The 20510-nt window shown below is 53.9% G+C and carries 18 protein-coding genes; 2 read left to right on the forward strand and 16 right to left on the reverse strand.

Going from position 1 to position 20510, the window contains the following annotated elements; all coding sequences use genetic code 11:
• The first annotated feature begins 55 nt into the window (after nucleotides 1-55).
• On the forward strand, nucleotides 56-1408 hold the full coding sequence (locus ACH50O_RS10680) for a DASH family cryptochrome (RefSeq protein WP_446811992.1): 1353 nt from the start codon (nucleotides 56-58) through the stop codon (nucleotides 1406-1408).
• Nucleotides 1409-1429: 21 nt separating this feature from the next.
• Here ACH50O_RS10680 and ACH50O_RS10685 read toward each other — a convergent pair whose 3' ends face one another.
• The 15 genes from ACH50O_RS10685 to ACH50O_RS10755 form a co-directional block, all read right to left on the reverse strand.
• A complete protein-coding gene (locus ACH50O_RS10685) occupies nucleotides 1430-2326 on the reverse strand; it encodes a LysR substrate-binding domain-containing protein (protein ID WP_446811993.1) in 897 nt (298 codons plus the stop codon).
• Between the two features lie 106 nt (nucleotides 2327-2432).
• Nucleotides 2433-3476: a sulfate/molybdate ABC transporter ATP-binding protein gene (locus ACH50O_RS10690; protein WP_446811994.1), complete on the reverse strand. Its 1044-nt coding sequence runs from the start codon at nucleotides 3474-3476 to the stop codon at nucleotides 2433-2435.
• A 93-nt stretch (nucleotides 3477-3569) separates the two neighbouring features.
• Nucleotides 3570-4433, reverse strand: coding sequence for a sulfate ABC transporter permease subunit CysW (cysW, locus tag ACH50O_RS10695; RefSeq protein WP_446811995.1), 864 nt, complete (start codon nucleotides 4431-4433; stop codon nucleotides 3570-3572).
• Between the two features lie 8 nt (nucleotides 4434-4441).
• A complete protein-coding gene (cysT, locus tag ACH50O_RS10700; RefSeq protein WP_446811996.1) occupies nucleotides 4442-5269 on the reverse strand; it encodes a sulfate ABC transporter permease subunit CysT in 828 nt (275 codons plus the stop codon).
• A gap of 288 nt (nucleotides 5270-5557) precedes the next feature.
• A complete protein-coding gene (locus tag ACH50O_RS10705) occupies nucleotides 5558-5974 on the reverse strand; it encodes a DUF6691 family protein (RefSeq protein WP_446811997.1) in 417 nt (138 codons plus the stop codon).
• A gap of 14 nt (nucleotides 5975-5988) precedes the next feature.
• Entirely contained in the window at nucleotides 5989-6408 is a 420-nt protein-coding gene (locus tag ACH50O_RS10710) for a YeeE/YedE family protein (protein WP_446811998.1), read from the reverse strand.
• 31 nt (nucleotides 6409-6439) lie between these two features.
• Nucleotides 6440-7732 (reverse strand): OmpP1/FadL family transporter, encoded by a 1293-nt coding sequence (locus ACH50O_RS10715; protein ID WP_446811999.1) that lies wholly within the window; start codon nucleotides 7730-7732, stop codon nucleotides 6440-6442.
• A 128-nt stretch (nucleotides 7733-7860) separates the two neighbouring features.
• A complete protein-coding gene (gene cysK, locus ACH50O_RS10720; protein WP_446812000.1) occupies nucleotides 7861-8811 on the reverse strand; it encodes a cysteine synthase A in 951 nt (316 codons plus the stop codon).
• Nucleotides 8812-9093: 282 nt separating this feature from the next.
• Nucleotides 9094-9996: an EAL domain-containing protein gene (locus ACH50O_RS10725; RefSeq protein ID WP_446812001.1), complete on the reverse strand. Its 903-nt coding sequence runs from the start codon at nucleotides 9994-9996 to the stop codon at nucleotides 9094-9096.
• A gap of 28 nt (nucleotides 9997-10024) precedes the next feature.
• On the reverse strand, nucleotides 10025-11023 hold the full coding sequence (locus ACH50O_RS10730; protein WP_446812002.1) for a sulfate ABC transporter substrate-binding protein: 999 nt from the start codon (nucleotides 11021-11023) through the stop codon (nucleotides 10025-10027).
• Nucleotides 11024-11291: 268 nt separating this feature from the next.
• Complete coding sequence (locus ACH50O_RS10735) at nucleotides 11292-12800, reverse strand: alginate export family protein (RefSeq protein WP_446812003.1); 1509 nt, start codon at nucleotides 12798-12800, stop codon at nucleotides 11292-11294.
• Nucleotides 12801-12937: 137 nt separating this feature from the next.
• A complete protein-coding gene (locus ACH50O_RS10740) occupies nucleotides 12938-13123 on the reverse strand; it encodes a YezD family protein (RefSeq protein ID WP_446812004.1) in 186 nt (61 codons plus the stop codon).
• A gap of 247 nt (nucleotides 13124-13370) precedes the next feature.
• The gene (locus ACH50O_RS10745) at nucleotides 13371-15017 is read right to left on the reverse strand and encodes a sulfotransferase (RefSeq protein WP_446812005.1); all 1647 of its coding nucleotides are present in this window, start codon (nucleotides 15015-15017) and stop codon (nucleotides 13371-13373) included.
• Between the two features lie 188 nt (nucleotides 15018-15205).
• Nucleotides 15206-15970 carry a hypothetical protein gene (locus ACH50O_RS10750; RefSeq protein WP_446812006.1) on the reverse strand — a complete coding sequence of 255 codons (765 nt, stop codon included), beginning with the start codon at nucleotides 15968-15970 and terminating at the stop codon, nucleotides 15206-15208.
• 245 nt (nucleotides 15971-16215) lie between these two features.
• The gene (locus tag ACH50O_RS10755) at nucleotides 16216-17187 is read right to left on the reverse strand and encodes a hypothetical protein (protein ID WP_446812007.1); all 972 of its coding nucleotides are present in this window, start codon (nucleotides 17185-17187) and stop codon (nucleotides 16216-16218) included.
• A gap of 328 nt (nucleotides 17188-17515) precedes the next feature.
• Between ACH50O_RS10755 and ACH50O_RS10760 the strand changes: the two genes are divergently transcribed.
• On the forward strand, nucleotides 17516-17683 hold the full coding sequence (locus tag ACH50O_RS10760) for a hypothetical protein (protein ID WP_446812008.1): 168 nt from the start codon (nucleotides 17516-17518) through the stop codon (nucleotides 17681-17683).
• Nucleotides 17684-17760: 77 nt separating this feature from the next.
• On the opposite strand, the gene ACH50O_RS10765 is transcribed toward ACH50O_RS10760, so the two are convergent.
• Nucleotides 17761-20508, reverse strand: a complete 2748-nt coding sequence (locus ACH50O_RS10765) for a DUF4118 domain-containing protein (protein ID WP_446812009.1) — start codon at nucleotides 20506-20508, stop codon at nucleotides 17761-17763.
• Between the last annotated feature and the right edge of the window lie 2 nt (nucleotides 20509-20510).

Raw genomic sequence — 20510 nt, forward strand, 5'->3', positions numbered from 1 at the left:
AGCCTTAGCTCTCGCCGGCGAAACGCCGGTACTTTTTATTCAGGATGAAATATCGATGCGCAGAGTGGGACTTTACTGGTTTGGTAACGATTTGCGGGTTCGCGATAACGCCAACCTGCAACAAGCCGGCGCGGTCGTCGATCAGTTGCTGTGCGTGTATTGTCTGGACCCGCAATGGCTGAGCCCCAATCAATACGGCCTGGCCAGGCTCTCGCCCCAGCGTTGGCGGTTTTTGAAGGAAGCCCTACAAGACCTGGATAAGAATCTACAGCAAGCCGGGCAACGCCTGCTGGTTTGTTACGACGCGCCGGTGACGGCCATCGGCGCGCTGGTTGCCAAACATGGCGTATCGGTGGTTTATCGTAGCCGCCATTGCGGCTTTCAGGAACGGCAGCAGTGGCTGGCACTGCAGCAGCACATACCGGGCTTGCGTTTTATCGAGTCGGATACGCACACTCTGTTTAACCTGAAAGACTTGCCGTTTGCCCAATTGCCGCCGACCTTCACTCAATTTAAAGAACTGGTCGAGCACTTACCGGTTGATCATCCCTTGCCGGCGGCGGATGCGCTGCCGCCCTGCCCCGAACCCAAATCGGATTGGCTGTTGAATTTTCCGGTGTATTTGCCGGCCAGCTACGCGCTCGACCCGGATCTGCCGTTTCACGGCGGCGAGACAGCGGGAAACAAACGCCTAAAAACTTATTTTCATAGCGGCTATGCCAGCCGTTACAAAGACTTGCGCGACGAACTGGACGGCTGGGAAAACTCCACCAAGTTTTCGCCATGGCTGGCCCACGGCAATCTGTCGGTGCGTAAGGTTCACGCCGATTTACGCCGCTACGAACACGATCACGGGGCCAACGAATCGACCTATTGGCTATATTTGGAACTGCTGTGGCGCGAATATTTTCAATGGTATGCCCACCAGTACGGCAAGCGCTTGTTTGCGTTTCGCGGTATTACGCAGCGCAAGCCTTTGACTTGTTTTTACGCGGAACGCTTTCAAAAATGGTGCCAAGGCAATACGCCCTTCCCGTTGGTAAACGCCTGCATGAAGCAGTTGAACGCCACCGGTTTTATGTCCAACCGCGGCCGGCAAATAGCGGCCAGTTGTCTGGTAAACGAACTGGAACTGGATTGGCGGTTCGGCGCGGCTTATTTCGAGCAGCAACTGCTGGATTACGATGTCGCCAGCAACTGGGGCAACTGGCAATATCTGGCAGGCGTTGGCGCCGATCCGCGCGGCAAAAGGCATTTCGATCTGGCGAAACAAAGCCGTTTATACGATCCGCACGGGAAATTTATCCGCAGCTGGCAAGCCGAAATTCAAAACCTGCCGCTGGACTCGGTGGATGCCGCGGATTGGCCGGTGGATCCGGCGCAAACCAAATCCGTGTTACCGGCTTGAGCAACAGTTACCGGAATATGCTTAGCTGTTTTGCCCGGCCCGCGCCAGCAATTCGCTGATGAAATATTGCAGATAGGTCGGCAAATACAATTGCTTCAAATACGCGATCTTGGTCACCGAGCGCGGAATCAGATGTGATAAATCCAGCGCCACCAAATCTTCGTCGTCGGCGCTTTCGTAAGAAGTGCCGGCGATAATCCCCACTCCCAAACCCAGCCGCACATAGGTTTTAATCACATCGGAATCGGCGGCGGACAAGGTAATGTCCAACTCCTTACCAACGTTCTTAAAGGCTTTTTCGATATTGGAGCGGCCGGTAAAACCCTGCGAGTATGTCAAAATCGGAAACGAAGCCAGACGGCCCAGCGTGATGTCGCCCTGCGCCAACGGATGGTGACGCGGCACCACGGCGATGTGCTGCCATTCATAGCAAGGCGTCACTACCAGTTTGTCGTCCTCGTCCAGTTTTTCGGTGCAAATCGCGATATCGGCTTTGTGATGATGCAGTTGCTCGATCAATTCCTCCGGCGACGACTGCACCATGTAAATCGTAATGCCTGGGTATTTTTCCCGAAACTTTTGCACCGGCACCGGTAACAGGTATTTGGCCTGGGTGTGGGTGGTGGCGATATGTAAGGTGCCGTTGCGATTGTCGCGAAAGTCGTCGGCGATAGACTGGATATTTTTTTTCGCCTGATTGATCCTATCCACCTGTTCCATGACCCGCTCGCCCAGCGGCGTCAATCCCAGCAGTTTTTTGCCATGGCGCTCGTACAGCGGCGAGCCCAATTCCTCTTCCAGCAACTGTAGCTGGCGGCTGGCGGCCGACTGCACCACGTGCATTTTCTCGGCGGCCTTGGATTGGTTGAAATTGGTTTCCTGCAGGGCTCGCAATAATTCAAGCTGATTAAGATTCATACCGGCCTTACCGTGGGGTGATTTGAGCGATCGGCAGCACTACCGAACCGTTTTTGCATCCATGCCGGGCTACGCTGCCGATAGCCCGAGCCTGTCCTTCCCGTTATCAATTAAACCAGTGCGCCTGCTTGATATGCACAGCCACGCGGTCGCCCTTATGTAAATTCAACTCGCGGAAACGTTCGTTAGGCATTTCCGCAAACAATGTCGCACCGGAACCGTTGTGTTGCGGATTGAACAATTCGATGCGTATCGTCGCCCCCAAATGCTGCCAGTCCTTCAGGGTCACGGGCGAACCGGATGCCTCGTCGGCTTTCACAATATCGATGTTGTGCGGCCGCACATGGGCAAAAATGCCTTTGGGCTCTTCGGCTAAAATGCCGGCGCGTTGCAGCCAGTTGCTCTCGCTTTCCGACAAATCGAAGATATTGGTTTGGCCGATGAATTTGGAAACGAAGGCATTGGCCGGATGATCGTAAATATCCGCCGGCGCGCCTTGTTGCTCGATGCGGCCCTGATTCAACACTACCACCTGGCTGGCCACTTCCATGGCTTCTTCCTGGTCGTGGGTCACGAAAATGCTGGTGACGTGCAATTCATGATGCAGATTACGCAGCCATTGCCGCAAATCCTTGCGCACGCTGGCATCCAAGGCGCCGAAGGGTTCGTCCAGTAATAACACGTTAGGTTCTACCGCCAAAGCTCTAGCTAAAGCAATCCGCTGCCGCTGTCCGCCGGACAACTGATCCGGAAAGCGGTCGGCCAGCCAATCCAGTTGTACCAGCTCCAGCAGGGAGTGCACTTTTTTGCTGATAAAGGCCTCATTCGGGCGTTCCTTGCGCGGCTTGACGCGCAGACCAAAGGCAATATTGTCGAACACGGTCATATGCCGGAACAGGGCGTAATGCTGAAACACGAAGCCTATACCGCGGCGGCTGACATGTTGTTCGGTTTTGTCCTCGCCGCTGAGCAACACCCTGCCGAAATCCGGGGTTTCCAGACCGGCAATGATCCGCAGCAAGGTGGTCTTGCCGCAGCCGGAAGGACCCAACAAGGCGACCAATTCGCCTTCCGGAATTTCCAAACTGACGTCGTACAGCGCGGCAAATTTGCCGAAGTTTTTGCTGATGTTGGTTAGCAGAATACTCATGTTTATCTCTCGAAATTCATATTAGTTGGCTTATGCAAAACCCCTGACCTGCTTCTTGGTTCGGGGGCGAATGGCAAGATTTGCCGTTCGCCATTAAGTCCTGGCCTGCTTCCATTCCAAAAAGCTTTTCAAAACCAGGGTCACGATCGCCAGGCAGGCCAATATCGAGGCGCTGGAAAATGCACCGATCACGTCATAATCGTTGTAACTGACTTCGACATGCAGCGGCAGCGTATTGGTCACGCCGCGGATATGTCCGGACACCACCGACACCGCGCCGAATTCGCCCATGGCTCTGGCATTGCACAGCAACACGCCGTATAACAAGGCCCATTTGATATTGGGCAGCGTGACCAGAAAAAAGGTTTTCCAGCCCGTGGCGCCGAGCGATAACGCCGCTTCCTCTTCCTCGCAGCCCATTTCCTGCATCAACGGGATCAATTCCCGCGCCACAAACGGAAAGGTAATAAATATCGTCGCCAGCACGATGCCGGGCACCGCGAAAATGACCTTAATCTCGTGGGCGGCAAACCAGTGACCGAACCAGCCCTGGGCGCCGAACATCAATACGAATATCAACCCCGAAATCACCGGCGACACCGAAAACGGCAGATCGATCAACGTGGTCAGCAGGCTTTTGCCCCAAAACTCGAAACGGGTAATCGCCCAAGCGGCCGCCACGCCAAACACGGTATTCAACGGCACAGTAATCAGTGCCACCAATAAAGTAAGCTGCATCGCCGCGATCGCATCCGGCTGGGACAGCGCGGTCCAATAGGCCTGCCAGCCTTTGGAAAAAGCTTGAAACAATACCAAGCCCAACGGCACACATAGAAACAAGGCGATAAAACCTACCGCCACGCCGACCAGGCTCCAACGCACCCAAAATGGGTCGTGCAGGGCTTTGAAATTGGCCTGACCGCTGGCGTCGCCGATTACATGAACATTAGCATGCATGATTTCTCCTAGATTTGCCCCGAGCGACGGCGCGCCCAGAGTTGCAATAAATTGACAATGAGCAACAACAAGAACGACACCAACAACATGGTCAAAGCAATGGCGGTGGCCCCGGCGTATTGGTACTGTTCCAGTTTGGTGATGATCAACAACGGCACGATTTCCGAGACATAAGGCAGATTACCGGCGATGAAAATTACCGAACCGTACTCGCCAACGCCGCGCGCAAAAGCCAGCGAAACGCCGGTCAGCAAAGCCGGAAAAATATTGGGAAATATAACTTGGGTAAACACCTGCAAGCGGGTGGCGCCCAGACTGGATGCCGCTTCTTCCATGGTGGTATCGAACTCCTGCAAAACCGGCTCTATGGTCCGTACCACGAACGGAATGCCGATAAAAATCAGGGCCACCACAATACCTAACGGTTTGTAGGCTACCTGCACCCCAAAGGTACCCATCAACCACTTACCGAGCATACCGCTAGGCTGAAATATCGTGGCCAATATCACGCCCGCCACCGCGGTCGGTAAAGCGAACGGCAAATCGATCAACGCATCCAGAAAGCGTTTACCGGGAAACGGATAACGCACCAGTACCCAGGCGATTACGAAGCCGAACACACCGGCCACCAAGGCCGCGATCAAGGACGTACCGAAGCTGACCCGAAACGACGATACCACCCGATTATTAGTGATGATGTCCACATACTCGTCCCAACCTAAATGCAAACTTTTGAATACCAGGGTACTCAACGGAATCAGCACCACCAGCGTCAGGTAGAACAAGGTGTAAGCCAGCGCCGGTCGAAATCCCGGCATGATGTTGCTTTGCGTCATTTAGTTTCTCTAAGCAGATACGGTTTAGGGCGTTATATCCGGTAGAGATGGTAAAGAATGCTCAATAGCTTGTGAAATGATATAAATTGAAACTTATATCTTTAATCGAGATATTAAAACCGCAAAAGCCCACTTGCGAAACAATGCCGATGCAACGGCATACTCCGCGATGCACTCGCGCGGATCGAATCCGCCGACTAAAGATGATGGTGACGGACTAGGTCAAATGAGAGGATTAAGCCGTGCCGAAGGATGTAGCAAAGGCCGGCAGCCGAGGACGGCTGCCCGTTAACGCTGGTGTAACAGTCGGAATACCCAAAACCCGGCAAACATCGCCGCGACAAAGGCATAGTTACCCAAGACGCCGGCCGTCAATCCCAGCAAAGCCGGCCCTGGACAGAAGCCGGACAGGCCCCAGCCGACTCCAAAAATCGCCGCGCCGGCTATCAATTTACCGTCTATGCCCATGGGCACGGCGGCCGATGGTTCTTGTTCCCGGTCTGCTGCTTCGTGATTGCGATGCATCAAATAGCGGGCCACTCCTAGTGTGAATAAGGCGCTAGCCATCACCAAGGCTAGACTGGGATCCCACGCCCCCGCCACATCCAGAAATGCCAAGACTTTGGCCGGATTGCTCATGCCGGCGACGATCAAGCCAAATCCGAACAACAAACCGTAAGCGAATAAATACGCGGTATTTTTCATCAAGATCTTCCCGTTCAGATTAGGTGACGAACGATAAACACCGTAATGCCTGCAACTAGCATGAAGGTCAGCGTCGCCACGATGGAGCGCACCGACAAGCGCGCTATGCCGCAAACGCCGTGCCCGCTGGTGCAGCCGCCACCAAGCCGGGTACCGTAACCCACCAGCAGGCCGGCAATCGCCAGTATGCCCGGCGAGGCGTCCAGCTCCAATGGGATGCCGGCGCCGCTCAAGCGATACAGCGGCGCGCTGGCCAGCAGGCCGGCCAGAAACCACCAGCGCCAACCCGCCGTCCCTGCTCGCCAAGGCGGCAAAATCCCGGCCGCTATTCCGGAGATGCCGGCGGTATGCTTATGGGTAAACAGCAACAATGCCGCGGATAAACCGATTAGTGCGCCGCCGGCCAGCGAGCTTAGGATAGTCAAATTATTCATGCGTCTGTATAGGCAAAAACCCGGTATTGAATCAGAAACGCCGCGACCAGGCGAATTGCAATGAAAATTGCGTCATCGACAGATCGATGGTTTGGCCCGGACTCAAAGGATTCGGCCCGGTGATGGTTTTCTGCGGCGAATACATGAACGCAAAGCTTAACTCGTCCTGTTTGCTCCAGGCATGACTGAAGCCGCCAGTCAAATGCCATTCCTGTATGCCTGGCGCCAGAATGTTGAACAACACTTCCGAGCCTTCGATCGGTTGTTGGCCGTAACTGACGCCGCCGCGCCAAATCCATTCCGCGTTTTGTTTCCATTGCGCGCCGAATTTATAAATCGTCATATCGTTCCAGCCAAAGCCCGGTCCCGCTCCGGTGCCCAAGCTGCCCGGCGTCAGCGGTTGCAGGGTATTGCCGACCGATTTAATTTCGCTGTAGCGAATGTGCTCGATATCGAAGTTGGTGGTCAGCTCACGATTTACATCCCAGGACAGGCCGACATTGAAGCTGTCCGGGATATCGAACCCGCCTTGCTGCGCGAACAATCCCGAGTAACGTTCAAACTCGGACATATAAATCCGGCTTTTATAAGACGCGCCCAAGCGCAAACCGGGTATCAACTCCGCCTGCCCGCCGATTCTAAAACCGGCGCCGAAGGAGTAGTCACGGCCTTTGTCGGATAAATGATTCGGGTCGCTGGAAAAAGCGGCAAAGCTAGCCAAACCACGCGCCTTGAAAGTTTGCGCGGCAAAAATCGGCGAAATACCGATCGCATAACGGCCATGATCGAAAGAACGCGCGTAGGTGCCTACCAAAAACGCCTGCGCCATATCGATCCCGGTACGGCCGGCGCAAAACACGCCGGGTTGGCCGCCACAATACGGTGAGGTATTGTTCACTTGCCGCCAGTCGGTGTTCATGCCGCCGTTACCGTACAACGTAAGACCGATGCTCTGTTGTTCGTCCAGTTTGTGGCTCCAGCCCAGCGTGCCGACCGGAAAGAAATTGCTTTCGCTTTCTTGTGTGCCGGGATTCAGCGGAAATACGGAGGATGGCGAGGCACCTCCGTTAACTTGATATTCGCGAAACGGCGCGAACAATTCCAGCTCTATATCAGCCCGGTCGCCGACATAAACCAGGCCGGCCGGATTGACCGCCGCCGCAATCGCGTCCTGCGAAAATGCCGTGCTCGCTCCCGCCAAGGCCTTGCTGCGGGCGCCGTATCCGTGGGCGAAATAGCCGTTAGTAGCGCTTGCGCCGGAGGGAGAAAGAGTGATGATTGCGAACGCACCGCTTAATAACAGCAGTTTATTTCGGTGGGGCATAGTCCATTCCTTGTAGTTGACGATACAAGGCGATGGTAGCGACGGACCGGTATATTAGAAAACGACATTATTCGAAATTAGCATCGAATAATGTCATAACAGAGGCACCAGCGGTTAAATTGCCGCGGCTAAGCCGCAAACAACGCCGAACTCAAATATCGTTCGCCGGAATCCGGCAACACCATGACAATTGTCTTGCCGGCGTGTTCCGGGTATTTAGCCAGCCTAACTGCCGCCGCTACCGCCGCGCCGCTGGAAATACCGGCCAAGATACCCTCTTCCCTGGCTAAACGCCGGGCATAGGCTATCGCTTCGTCGTCCTCAACCGGCTCGATCAGATCGATCAACGAAAAGTCCAAATTCCTGGGGACGAAGCCGGCGCCTATGCCCTGAATTCTGTGCGCGGCGGCTTGCAGCGGCAGACCGGCGCGAGTCTGGCTTAATACCGGACTGCCGGCCGGTTCGACGGCAACGCTGATTACCGGCTTGCCGCAACTGCGTTTCAGATAACGCGACACGCCGGTAATCGTACCGCCGGTGCCAACGCCCGCCACGAAAATATCGACTATGCCGCCGCTATCGCGCCAGATTTCCGGGCCGGTGGTTTGCTCGTGTATCGCCGGATTGGCCGGATTTTTAAATTGCTCCAGCAACAAATAGCGTTCGGGGTCGGCCTCGGCGATAGCCTCGGCTTTCCGGACCGCCGCCTGCATGCCCAACGCGCCGTCGGTCAACAACAGCTCGGCGCCGTAAGCCAGCAGTAATTTGCGGCGTTCCGCGCTCATATTGTCCGGCATGGTCAAGGTAATGGGTATACCGCGCGCGGCAGCCACGGCAGCCAACGCAATCCCGGAATTGCCGCTGGTGGCTTCCAGTAAAGTCTTGCCTGGCGTCAATAAGCCTTGACGTTCGGCCGCCCACACCATCGCCGCACCGACCCGGCACTTCACCGAATAAGACGGATTGCGGCCTTCGATCTTGGCTAGCAGCGTCGCCTGCAATCCGCGGCTGATGTGATTCAGCCGTACCAGGGGCGTACGGCCTATCGATAACGAATTGTCCGGGAACCAGGACGGCATGCGGTTTTCCTCTGAAAGAACGACAGACTTAGTGTAGGCCTTAAACGCGGTTAGGCGACCGGCAGCGGATTATTTATCCAAACCGAGGCGGCGGACGCGCTGTCGGCGCCCAAAAAAAACCCGCCTTAACAGCGGGGTTAGCAGGATTGCCACAGGAGAGAACCTCACACGGATTGCTTATTGCGGCCGGCCTTGACTAGCAGCGGCCGCAATACCTAGACCCCGTCGAAGCCGGCAAACGCTGCCATTAGGCTTGGCGGCGATTTAATTCGCCGCTAGAGCTTACATCCCGTGCTGGGCGGCGACGCTGAAACTGCCGAAATGATGCGGCGCGCCGGGCATTAACGGGTTGTCCTGATGCAAGTGTCTGGGTTTGTTCCAATGGGCGGCCGGTGCCGGTCTGCCCAGAAAATAGCCTTGTAATAATTTGCCGCCGGCATCCAGGGCGATATCCAGCTGCACTTCATTTTCGATGCCTTCGATAATGGCCTGCGCCCCAAGGGCATGGACGATTTCGATCAATTTTGGCAACACCCGCCGGATTTTGGCATCGGTTTGCGCCTGATGAATGATGCTTAAATCCAGCTTCACAAAACTGGGCGACAGCCGCCACAACCTATCCAAATTGGAATGCCGGCTGCCGAAATTATCGATTGCCACCTGAAAACCGCGATCGCGATAATTTTCCACGGCTTCCAGCAACTGTTGATCGGCTTCCACCGCGTTTTCCATGATTTCCAACACCACCTGCGTGGTCGGCACGGAATGCAGATGCAAAATGTGCTCGAACACCTTGCCGTGCGTATTCACGCTAACCAGCAACTTGGGATGTACATTCAAAAACAACAATCCCTTATCCGCCGGCAAATTCAGATAGTTCAGCATGTGCAAGGTTCTGGCCACCCGATCCAACTTCACCAACCTGCCCTGATTGTCGGCCCAACTGAATGCAAAGTCCGGACTCACAGCTTCCAGACCGGTGGAAGTGCGTAGCAAGGCTTCGTAGCCCAGCAAGCCCTCGGACTTGCCGGCATCGAATATCGGTTGAAACTCGCTGCGCATGCGCAGCCCGATAAACCGGCTCAGCACTTCCTGTTGCTCAATTTCCAGTTTGAATTCGTCCAGATCCAGATACAAAGCGCGTTCCAGATCTTCCCGAATCAATTCGATTGTATTTTCCACCATCGCTACACCCTCCGCCATCTAACTGGACTTAACGTCCGTATATCTTGTCGAACACGCCGTTATCGTCGAAATGTTCCTTTTGGATTGCGCCCCAGCCACCCAATTGACCTACGCTAACCAATTCCAAGTTTGGAAATTGCTTGGCATATTTCGCAGCCACTTCCTTATCTGTAGGGCGATAGAAGTTTTTGGCGATAATATCTTGGGCTTCCTTGGTGTACAGATATTTCAAGTACTCGACCGCCAAATCTTGCGTACCGTTCTTTTTAGCAACCGTTTCGATCACGGCCACCGGCGGCTCGGCCAGGATGCTGAACGGCGGGGTGACGACTTCGAACTTATCCGCGCCGAATTCCTTCAACACCAGATAGGCTTCGTTTTCCCAAGTGATCAGCACATCGCCGATTTCGCGTTCGGCAAAGGTCGTGGTGGAGCCGCGCGCGCCGGAATCCAGTACCGGCACGTTTTTAAACAACTTGGTCAGGAAAGCCTTGGCGGCGTCCTTGCTGCCGTCTTTCTTTTCCGCAAAGGCCCAGGCCGCCAGATAATTGTAACGTGCGCCGCCCGAGGTTTTTGGATTGGGGGTAATTACCGATACGCCTTCTTTTACCAGATCGTCCCAGTTTTTAATGGCTTTCGGATTGCCTTTGCGAACCAGAAACACGATGGTCGAGGTATAAGGTAAGCTGTTGTTAGGTAATTTGGTTTGCCAATCCTTAGGCAACAAGTTGGCTTTCTCAGCGATCTGATCGATATCGCCGGATAGCGCCAAGGTCACGACATCCGCTTCCAGACCGTCGATAACGGCTCGGGTTTGCTTGCCGCCGCCGCCGTGCGACTGCTGAATGGTCACATCTTCGCCGGTTTTGCCTTTCCAGTATTTAGTAAATAACTGGTTGTATTCTTTATACAACTCGCGGGTCGGGTCGTAAGATACGTTCAGCAGAGTTCTTTCCGCCATCGCATTGCCGCTTAAGGCCAGCGCGATGCCGAATAGTAAAGGCTTTACTGATTGAGATAATTTCATGGTTGCTCCTGAAAAGTAATTATCGGGTTAATCTCGCGGCAAGCTCGGTTTTGTTTGGCCACGATATTTATGTTATGCAAAGCAATTAAACAATAAAAACGATATATTTAGAATTTAATATCTAATAATTAGATACTAAATGCCGGAAATAGCCCCGGCGTTTAGCAATAACGCCTCAAATACATCTCGCGTTTCCTATGGCATCAGCCACGCTGCATTTCGAGCAAGGCCGGGATGCGGATGAAAAATCCCGGCACCTTGCAATGCTCTACTTATAGGTAGGCTTACCGTCGCCAAACGCGTTGAGCGAGACTTCGAAATAGAAGAAGTTGCTCGGCTCGTTGGTAAACGGCGCGCCGGTTGCCGTTGCCGATTGCAGAACGCCGTTTTGCGACGTGGTGTAATCGCCCGGCGTAAAGCGCGCATAGCTTAAACTCCAGTCCACATAGGGGTTGAGTTTATGGCGTAAGCGAATATCGAATTCATGCCCCAAAAAGGTCTTGCCGTTTGCCTTGGTTAAGCCGGCGCGGTTCCAGCCGCCGCCGTCGCTGGCCATCCAATAGGCGTTGTAACCGGTATCGATTTGCACATCCTTATAGGGCGTAAACTCCAAGCGGACTTTGGGCGCGTGGATGTTATTCCATGAAAAATAATCGTTACGCGACCAGGGCTGATTGAATCCGTAAAACACATCAAAATTCTGGTTAGTGCTGTCGCTGGAACTTTTGTCACCCGAGCCATAACCGTAATAAGCGCTAGCCCTGGGTTTCCAGTCGTGATCGAAGCTGTACCCCAATTCCAGGGAGTACGCGATCGCATCGTCCTGTTGCAATACCTCTCCATTACGTTTAGTGGCATCCAGCTTGCCAAAACGACCGAATTGCTTGTTGATATCGGTATCGTAGTCGAACCCGGTATCGGGAACCACACCGTAAACCCGTAGGCCAGGCGCATAAATATCCATATCCGCTTTACGATTGGCGCTGACCCGGTTCAAAGGGTCGCCGTCCACTTTTCTACCCAAAAAATACGGTTGAATCGTTACAAACTCCGACCACTGTTTTATGCTCAACACCGCACCGTAAATCCAGGTATCTTCGTCGGGTTGGTCGAATTCGTTCATGATTCGATCGACAGGCTGCAGCGCAAAGGTATCCAAATCCCAGTTGTTTTGCTTTTTGCCGAAACGCACCCGATAACCTTCGAAGTTATTGGTCGTGTTGCGGAACTGGTTGTTACCGATCAAACGCCTATCCAACAGTTCCAAGCTCTGGCGGCCAGCGCGAATACTCAGCGGCCGGTTGTGACCCAAGGCATTTTCAAAATACAACTCACCGTAGCCCTGAATCAGATCGAATTCGTTAACGTCCTGACTGGTCTTGGGGTACAAACTGTTGTAACTGCGCGAGTCTTGCGCCTCCACCACGAAGCGGAACGGGTCAAGAATGTCATGGATACCGATATAAGCCCGAGTCCGCAACAACCAAACGTTATCCGGATCGTTTTTGAAGCGGCTGCCGGTCGGACGGTAGTCGTTCTCCCGGTATTCGTAACGGGTGCGAAAATCCAGCCCCACATCCAGCCATTTCACGTCGCGAAATTGCTCGAACTGCGTTTTGCTTAAATTACGCACATAGCTGGGCGGATCCGGCTCCGGCTCGACCCGATAGCCTTTGGTTTTTACGTAATAATCCTCGGCAGCCGCCGAACCTGACCATGCCAGTATCAGACCTAGGGCGCCCGATGCCGACACCGAATTGAATAAGTGACGTTTCATGTTTTTACTTATGGGTTAGGGATTTGATTTCTTGTTTATAAAACAAGCCTTGCCACTCCGCCCCATCCATGGGCCGGGCGGCTTAACGGATAAAAATAGCAGAGCGATCTTAATCCGTTAGGAAATAGCCTTATTGTCTATGCGGACTCTTTTTGGGGACCGAGCCGAAACCGCTCTCGTTTATCAATTTGCACGACCCGTCCGTCATGAACGACGACTTCGACCGAGCCGAAACGGATACCTTGCAATATCGATGCGATTTGCAAGGCGATTTCCTTGTTGTCGCCCTGCTTGACAGCATGGCTGTTGAGTTCAATCGCCATATAGCCTCCTCTGGTTTGGTGGGTTACCTTGGGTTGATGATGTAGAGTCACAAGCAAACACCGGTGACCATGGACGGCATGATAAGAAAGCCGGAAAACGATTGAAAACGATATATATAGAAATGTAAATCTAATAATGAGATATACAAAGCTAAAGCAACTGTTGCCGTAACAACACTCCAACTTAGTTTGATGCCGGGAAAAATCGGCCCGGACTGCTAAGCGAACCGAGCCGATAATGTAAAAACTATCGGTAACCGAATGCTTCGATATAGGGGGCGAGCACCGGCATGATTGGCTGAAAATATTCGACATAGCCCTGCCAGCGCGCTACGGCCGAATTGTATAATGGCTGGGATACCGCAGCAAAACTCGGAGTCGCAACGTAGCGGCCCGCCGCCTTTTCATGATATTGAATCACTCGCGGATCCCAGGCTACATTTAGTAAAGCAAACACCCGGCGGAAGCTGGTTTCAAAATCGCCAACTACATCTTCGTAACGCAATTCCAGATATTCGGGGGCAATTCGCTCCCTTAAATTCAGCCACAAATCCATTACCGCGGCATATTGTTTGGCGATACCCTGCCAAGAGCTCAAGTTCACCGTGGCCGGAGACGCGGTAAAAGACTGCATCGCGCAACTCAAACAAATATCGCGCGGATCGCGCAATGCAAACAGGATTTTAGCTTCCGGAAACAGGGAACTGATTAAGCCGGTTTCGATGCTGTTCAACGCTACTTTATTCACAAAACGCTTTTGCAAAGCCGCCGGAGTAAATTCTTCGCTTACGCGTTGCCAGTAGAAACGACGCAGGCGTCGAGCCTGATCAATATCCAGACAGCGCAAGGCCTCGGGCGGATTGTGTTGAATCCCGGTGATCGCGGCCAATTCGGCCAGCACTTCCTCGATCAGCTGATTCTCATCCGATGTCAATACCTCCGGATGCGCCGCCAATACCTGCTCGGTAAGCGTCGTTCCGGAGCGTAAAAATCCGATTAAAAACACCGGCACCGGCAAATCGTCCGCAAAATCCGCGGCCGACCAGCGTTTTAGCAGACCGTCGTCGTAACCGTGTTTAAATAAGGCGATTTTATTGAAAATATAGTCGGCATCGATCTGCCGAGTTTCCGGCAATTGCGCATTTAGCGTACCGGCCTTGCTTAACATCGCAAATGCGGCGGCATAATCCCGCTGCTTGTCGTAAACCTTGGACAATTCCAAGCTGGCCCGCGCCAGTTGTTTCGGATCGGTTTCGCTGGCCAACACCCGTTCCAATCGGTGCCGCGCTTCGACATACTGCTTTTTGTCGAACTCCAGTATCGCCATCAAAATTTGGCATCCGGCATCTTGGGGGATTAAGGTCAACACTTTACTCAAGACCGCGATGGCTTGGTCTGCGTGATTCAGGCGATGCAAGCAGGCCGCCAGGCCGAATTGGGCCGACGGATTTTCCGGCATGCGCTTGACCGCCGCCCTGGCCAATTGTAGCGCCACATCCAAATCGCCCCACATTTGCAGTTGTTCCGCCAATTCCAGCAATACCCGGCCTTCTGTTTTTTCCGCACGGCGTAGCATCTGCTTGGCCGCCTTCACCAAATATTGCCGGCCTGCCGCGCGCCGATGCCGCCAACACAAACCTTGTCCGACGCCAGCCAAAGCCTCGACATTATTAGGCTTAATCGCCAGCACGTCGCGATAGCATTGCTCGGCGGCGGCAAAATTGCCTTGCCGGTAGGCATGATTACGCGCGCTTTCCAGCAAATGCTGCAGCTCGACATCGGCGCCTGCCGGATCGACGGCCGCATACGCGGCACAACAATGCTTGTATTTTTTGCCGCTACGGCATGGACAAGGGTCGTTACGTCCGGTTTTTTGAGACAGTGCTTGATTCATTGCCGGTCAAATAATGAGTGGAAATGGGTCTGTTGCGGCATTTTACCCGGCTTAAGGCGTTAATAGCGCCGGATAATCGCAGCGGACCGCAGAACGAACCGCGAACAAAAATCGTCCGGCAAAAAAATACGGGAAACCGAAATTTCCCGTACAGGGACGAGCCCTTGCCCGCCAAGGTAGTTTTTAAGTCAAGTGTGTGCGAATTTGCGCCGGCCCGTGGCAAGCAAACCGGCTATTGCGCTGGCGAATAACCAGAAGGCTCCAGGCAATGGCACCTGGGAAACGGTAATGGTGTTGCCGGAAATTGAAAAATTCAGGGTATCGGAGCTTAGTTTTATTTGGTAATCGGCGTGATCGAGAATCGGGTTGACATAATTGGTCGGCGGCGAAAAGCTATCGCTCGGGTTGATGCCGGCGGCCGCCTCGGCCGGATCGAGCCGGTAATCGGCTATCAACAGCGAATAATTGCCCGCCAAAGCGTTTACGTCGTACCACGGATCGCGGCGAAAGTGAATCGAACCGTCGGTTGGCGCTTCGGATTGCAAATGGGTTGTGACCACGACGGGACTGGTCGCGGCAGTCAAACCGTTTTGATAAAGCGCGCAATTATTGGCGACGTCATCGCAACGGACCAATGCGTCGACCGCATCCAAATGACCGTCGTTTTTGTAAAAATAGGTGTCGGGATCCAGCCAAGTCAGCTCGCCGTCGCCGTTGATGTCGGCCGTAGCGTAGCCGGCGGTGGCAATATTGTTCTGCGAGGCTTCATAGGCACCGACATCGACAGTAAAGCTACCGGAAACCTGCAAATTTAAATTCCAGGTGTCGAAAGTCGTACCGCCGGTATTTTTGAAAATCGTCCCGGAAAGCAGTAAGGTGTTGGCCTGTACCGGAGAGGCCAAAGCCAGGCTCGCCAAGCCGGGGACGGCTAACAATCTTGCGAGAAATTTCATAATGTTTACCCATGTTATAAATCGAAAAAATGCTTGTCGCTTTCGCAGGCGTGTTTACAACGGCTCAAGGTCAAAACCCAGGCAACCTTAGCCCATGCCCGGTCAGCGTTAATCGGTCATGGCGCCGGTACCGGCAATCTTTCAACCACCGGCGCGTACTTAGCCTTAAACAGTTGCCAAATGCCGTTGGGATAGAAATAGGGGCAAGATTGTCCTCCCACCCCTACTAACCCTAACTTGCGCGATTAGGCTGCCAAAGCTTGTTTACGGCGACCAAAGCCGATCATGCCTGCCATGGCGCTACCGAACAGCCAGACTGCGCCGGGAACGGGCACTGCGGCAACTTTCAACTCGTACCAACCGGTACCCCAGGATTTCGCCCCGGTGGTCAAATTGGTTCTGTAAGGGCCGCAGTCCACCACATCGACGCAACTGCCTCCGGAAGCGATCAGATAGCTACCGGCCGCGAGATAGGTCGTTAAATCGGCATACAGGAAACCGTTGGCGCCGGTACCCGATGAGGCGCCGGCGGAACCTGAGCCGACCAGGTCGCCGTTGCCGTTATACCAACCGGATACGCCGGAATTGGAATAACCGACAATACCGTTTACACCGCCAGCCAATAAAAACTTGCTGTTGTTGGTTGCCGACGGTGCGGCTACTTGATTGAATCCCATTGTGCTGTTGTTGCCGCCGGAAGTGTATCCATAGGCCAAAGGACTTTGCACCGTGGTTGGATTGTTGGAGGAGCCGCTGCTGGTGAAGGTATTGCCGGCCAATGACCAGATGGAGAACGCCGGATGGATAGAGTTATCCAGAACGGTTGCGGAATTTGTCGCATCTGCGGCCGTTGCGATATTTCTGTAACCCAAAACTTGGCTTCTGATGTTGTAGGTACCTGAATCGGTCACGTTGATTTGCACCCAATCGACGTTATGCATCCAACCCAAATCGATTGCCAAATCCGCCCAGGATTTAACAGTGGTGTAATCATGATACACAGCCGATTGCGACGCGCCCACGGTATAAATATGGCCATTGGCATTATTTAAGCTGGTACCTATAGTCGTGGTCGCCCCGTTAATGTCGGTGATGGTGCCGGTTGCGGCAAATGTCTCCGGCGAAGAACTCACGCTCACGGCGCCGGCGTGGGATGCCGTCAAGACTAATGCGGTACCGGTCAAAATCTGCGCGACAGCTTTTTTAACATGTTTCATATCAATATTTCCTGATTAACGATTTCGGTAAAAGCAGTTGTTGAGCGTCCTCCCCCCAGAGTCCGATACTCAATATTTACTGCTTCCTGATAAATCTCCCGAATGGCAATCTCAACCTTGCCGAACCGCCACCGGCGAGACAACCCCATAGCAAGGGGCCGTTATCGGTACAGCAAAATGCAGGCCTCATTGAAAATTCATTAAAAAACATTAGCCTACACGATAAATTAGCTGCCTATTACCCTACTGATTATGGGATATGACTCAGGCAAAAGGTGATTTGCCATAAATACGGTTCCGGCAAAATTTAGACGAAGCGAGGCTTTTTATGCTTCTTGACCAAGCAGCTTTGGTTCGGGACAAGCGGGGAAAAACATATCCACGCCAAATGACTAACAGTATTCGCCGCCAAATTGTCGGTCACTGGCAACATGTCGGCATCGCCATGAAAACGATTTTGCGACAGGCGATTGACCGATTAAAAGAAGCTGCTTAATACGCAAAAATTATAAATTGGCAGTTTGAGTTCCGCGGTAATGAGCATGCCCGAGAAATCTCCATCCACAACCATGTTCATCTTTCGTCTTCATCCAACGCCATCACTGGCGGCGGCTGATCGAGCGGCAGGCTAAAGCTGAACACGGCGCCACCATCCGTGCCGTTGCGGGCATGAATGCGACCGCCGTGAACTTCGACGATGGCCCGGCAAATCGCCAAGCCCAAGCCCACTCCGCTTTGTGCGGCTTCATGACGGGCTTGATAAAATTTCTCGAACAAACGACTTTCCATTCCCTGCGGGATACCGGGACCATGATCGACCACGGCAATCTCCACCGCGCTTGCGCCGATTTCGACCTCAATCTCCAAATCGCTGCCGGCGGGCGTGTAGCGTAGCGCGTTTTCCAACAGGTTGATCAACACCTGCTCTATCATCACCGCGTCGGCATGCACCATCGGGATACCGGGCGGCAATTTGACCTTGAGCCGCCGCCCCAGCAGTTGTTTTTGCAAGCGCGTCAAAACCGTACCGATAATCTCCTCGACCGGATGCCATTGCTTATTCAATTCCACCACACCGGCATCCAGCCGGGCCATGTCCAAAATATTATTCACCAAATTCGACATACGCTCGGCTTCTTCGACAATCGCCCGGCTCAATTCCAGCTTATCGTGCGGCTGTAGATGTTGATCGCCTTCAACCAGAGTACTAGCGGAACCGACGATGGTAGCCAGCGGCGTGCGCAAATCGTGAGAAATCGCGCTGAGCAGCGAGTTGCGCAGACGCTCCGCTTCAATTTGCATTTGCGTCAGCCGCGCTTGCTCGGAAAAACGAATCCGCGCCACGGCCTGGCCGATTTGCCGTAGAAAGGTTTCCAACAATTTCTGCTGTTCCGGCAAAAACACCCGACGCAAATTAACCGGCAATAAGGCCAGTACGCCCAATACCCGCTCTTCATCGTGGATAGGAAAATACACCGCCGCCGCTCCCGGTAAAGTATTGCTGCCCTGGCCGGCGGTTTGGTTATGATCCAAAACCCATTGCGCCACGCTGATATCGGCACCGAGCAACGATTGCGCCAAGGCTTTTTGCTTGGGATATTTCACCCGGCCCTTGCGATCCGGAAACAGAATCACATTGCGGCTACTGAATTCGGCGTGTAAATGCCGCACCGCAATCCGCACGATTTCCTCCTCGCTCTGACTCCCGGCCAATTCCTTGCTTATCGCATACAGCGCGGCGGCGCGGCGTTCGCGATGCGCCGCCACCTTGGCCTGGGAACGCACGTTAACCATCAGATTGCTGATCACGATGGCGACCACCAGCATGGCAAGCAAGGTAATCAGATATTGGCTGTCGGCCACCGAAAAGCTGTAAAACGGCTGCACGAACAGCACATCGAACACACCCACGCCCAACACCGCCGCCAAAATCGACGGCCCGCGTCCAAAGCGGGTCGCAATAAATACCACGCCCATTAAAAACACCATCACCAAATTAGCCAGCTCCAGGCGGCCAAACATGGACCAGCCCAAGGCTGCGCTGATAGCGGTAACCGCTATCGCCCAGAGATAACCGTTGTATCGTTTCCTGGTTTTGGCGGGTATCCGCGACCGCAATCCGGGCAACGAGCTTTTTTTAAGCAACGATAATTCGGCATCCAGCGCATCGCGCTCGCCCAGTTGCGGACTGCCCAACAGATAAATATTGATGTTATGGGCACGGCTGATTAACGCATCCACCAACGAGCCCAGCAACCAGCGCCGCCAGCCGCGCCGGCTAGGCTTGCCGACTACAATTTTGTTGATGTTACGCTCGCGGGAAAAACGGATGATCGCTGCACTCATGTCCGGCGCACTTAGCGTCACCGCTTCCGCGCCTAGCTGTTCCGCCAGCCTTAAAATCCGTAACACGCCGTCACGTTTATCGGCCGGTAACCGCGCCAATTCCGGCGTTTCCACATAAGCCACCAACCATTCGGCGCGCAGGCTGGTGGCTAGGCGTTTGCCGGCCCGCACCAACCGCTCGGCCAGCAAATTAGGACCGATGCAGACCAATATCCGCTCGTTGACCTGCCAAACCTCCCGAATCGCATGGTCCTCCCGGTAGTCCAGCATCTGCGCATCGACGCGATTGGCCGTTTGCCGTAGCGCCAACTCCCGCAATGCAATCAGATTACCCTTGCGGAAAAAATTTTGGATGGCGTGCTGCGCTTGTTGCGGCAGATAGACCTTACCTTCCTTGAGCCGCAGCAATAACTCGTCCGGCGGCAAATCCACCAGCTCAACTTCGTCGGCGTCTTCGAAGACCGTATCCGGCACGGTTTCCCACACTCGAATGCCGGCAATCTGACCGATGTCGTCGTTCAGGCTTTCCAGGTGTTGCACGTTCAACGCGGTATAAACATCGATACCGGCTTCCAACAATTCGCGAATGTCCTGCCAGCGTTTCGGATGCCGGCAGCCCGGCGCATTGGTGTGGGCCAGTTCGTCAACCAGGATGATCGCCGGCCGCCGTTTCAAAGCCGCGTCCAGATCGAATTCATGCAGTGTGGTGCCTTTGTACTCGATTTTGCGGATGGGCAAACTTTCCAACCCTTCCAGCAAAGCCTCGGTATCCTTGCGGCCGTGAGTTTCGATTAAACCGACCAGCACATCCAGATTTTCCGCGCGCCGCTCACGCGCCGCCAGCAACATCGCAAAGCTTTTCCCAACCCCTGCCGCCGCACCAAAAAAAATCTTCAGCCGGCCGCGCTTGGCCTTGGCCTTCTCCCGTTCGACGCGCGCCAATAATTGATCTGGATTGGGACGCTCGCCGTTCATTG

Source organism: Methylomonas sp. 2BW1-5-20, assembly GCF_052474515.1.

Bases quoted from the DNA above. Each gene is read 5' to 3' on its own strand.
- ACH50O_RS10750 (WP_446812006.1), bottom strand. From the start codon at position 15,970: ATGAAATTTCTCGCAAGATTGTTAGCCGTCCCCGGCTTGGCGAGCCTG.
- ACH50O_RS10765 (WP_446812009.1), bottom strand. From the start codon at position 20,508: ATGAACGGCGAGCGTCCCAATCCAGATCAATTATTGGCGCGCGTCGAA.
- ACH50O_RS10730 (WP_446812002.1), bottom strand. From the start codon at position 11,023: ATGAAATTATCTCAATCAGTAAAGCCTTTACTATTCGGCATCGCGCTG.
- ACH50O_RS10760 (WP_446812008.1), top strand. From the start codon at position 17,516: ATGCTTCTTGACCAAGCAGCTTTGGTTCGGGACAAGCGGGGAAAAACA.
- ACH50O_RS10680 (WP_446811992.1), top strand. From the start codon at position 56: ATGCGCAGAGTGGGACTTTACTGGTTTGGTAACGATTTGCGGGTTCGC.
- ACH50O_RS10710 (WP_446811998.1), bottom strand. From the start codon at position 6,408: ATGAATAATTTGACTATCCTAAGCTCGCTGGCCGGCGGCGCACTAATC.
- cysK (WP_446812000.1), bottom strand. From the start codon at position 8,811: ATGCCGTCCTGGTTCCCGGACAATTCGTTATCGATAGGCCGTACGCCC.
- cysW (WP_446811995.1), bottom strand. From the start codon at position 4,433: ATGCATGCTAATGTTCATGTAATCGGCGACGCCAGCGGTCAGGCCAAT.
- ACH50O_RS10685 (WP_446811993.1), bottom strand. From the start codon at position 2,326: ATGAATCTTAATCAGCTTGAATTATTGCGAGCCCTGCAGGAAACCAAT.
- ACH50O_RS10740 (WP_446812004.1), bottom strand. From the start codon at position 13,123: ATGGCGATTGAACTCAACAGCCATGCTGTCAAGCAGGGCGACAACAAG.
- ACH50O_RS10690 (WP_446811994.1), bottom strand. From the start codon at position 3,476: ATGAGTATTCTGCTAACCAACATCAGCAAAAACTTCGGCAAATTTGCC.
- ACH50O_RS10735 (WP_446812003.1), bottom strand. From the start codon at position 12,800: ATGAAACGTCACTTATTCAATTCGGTGTCGGCATCGGGCGCCCTAGGT.
- ACH50O_RS10745 (WP_446812005.1), bottom strand. From the start codon at position 15,017: ATGAATCAAGCACTGTCTCAAAAAACCGGACGTAACGACCCTTGTCCA.
- ACH50O_RS10725 (WP_446812001.1), bottom strand. From the start codon at position 9,996: ATGGTGGAAAATACAATCGAATTGATTCGGGAAGATCTGGAACGCGCT.
- ACH50O_RS10705 (WP_446811997.1), bottom strand. From the start codon at position 5,974: ATGAAAAATACCGCGTATTTATTCGCTTACGGTTTGTTGTTCGGATTT.
- ACH50O_RS10755 (WP_446812007.1), bottom strand. From the start codon at position 17,187: ATGAAACATGTTAAAAAAGCTGTCGCGCAGATTTTGACCGGTACCGCA.
- cysT (WP_446811996.1), bottom strand. From the start codon at position 5,269: ATGACGCAAAGCAACATCATGCCGGGATTTCGACCGGCGCTGGCTTAC.
- ACH50O_RS10715 (WP_446811999.1), bottom strand. From the start codon at position 7,732: ATGCCCCACCGAAATAAACTGCTGTTATTAAGCGGTGCGTTCGCAATC.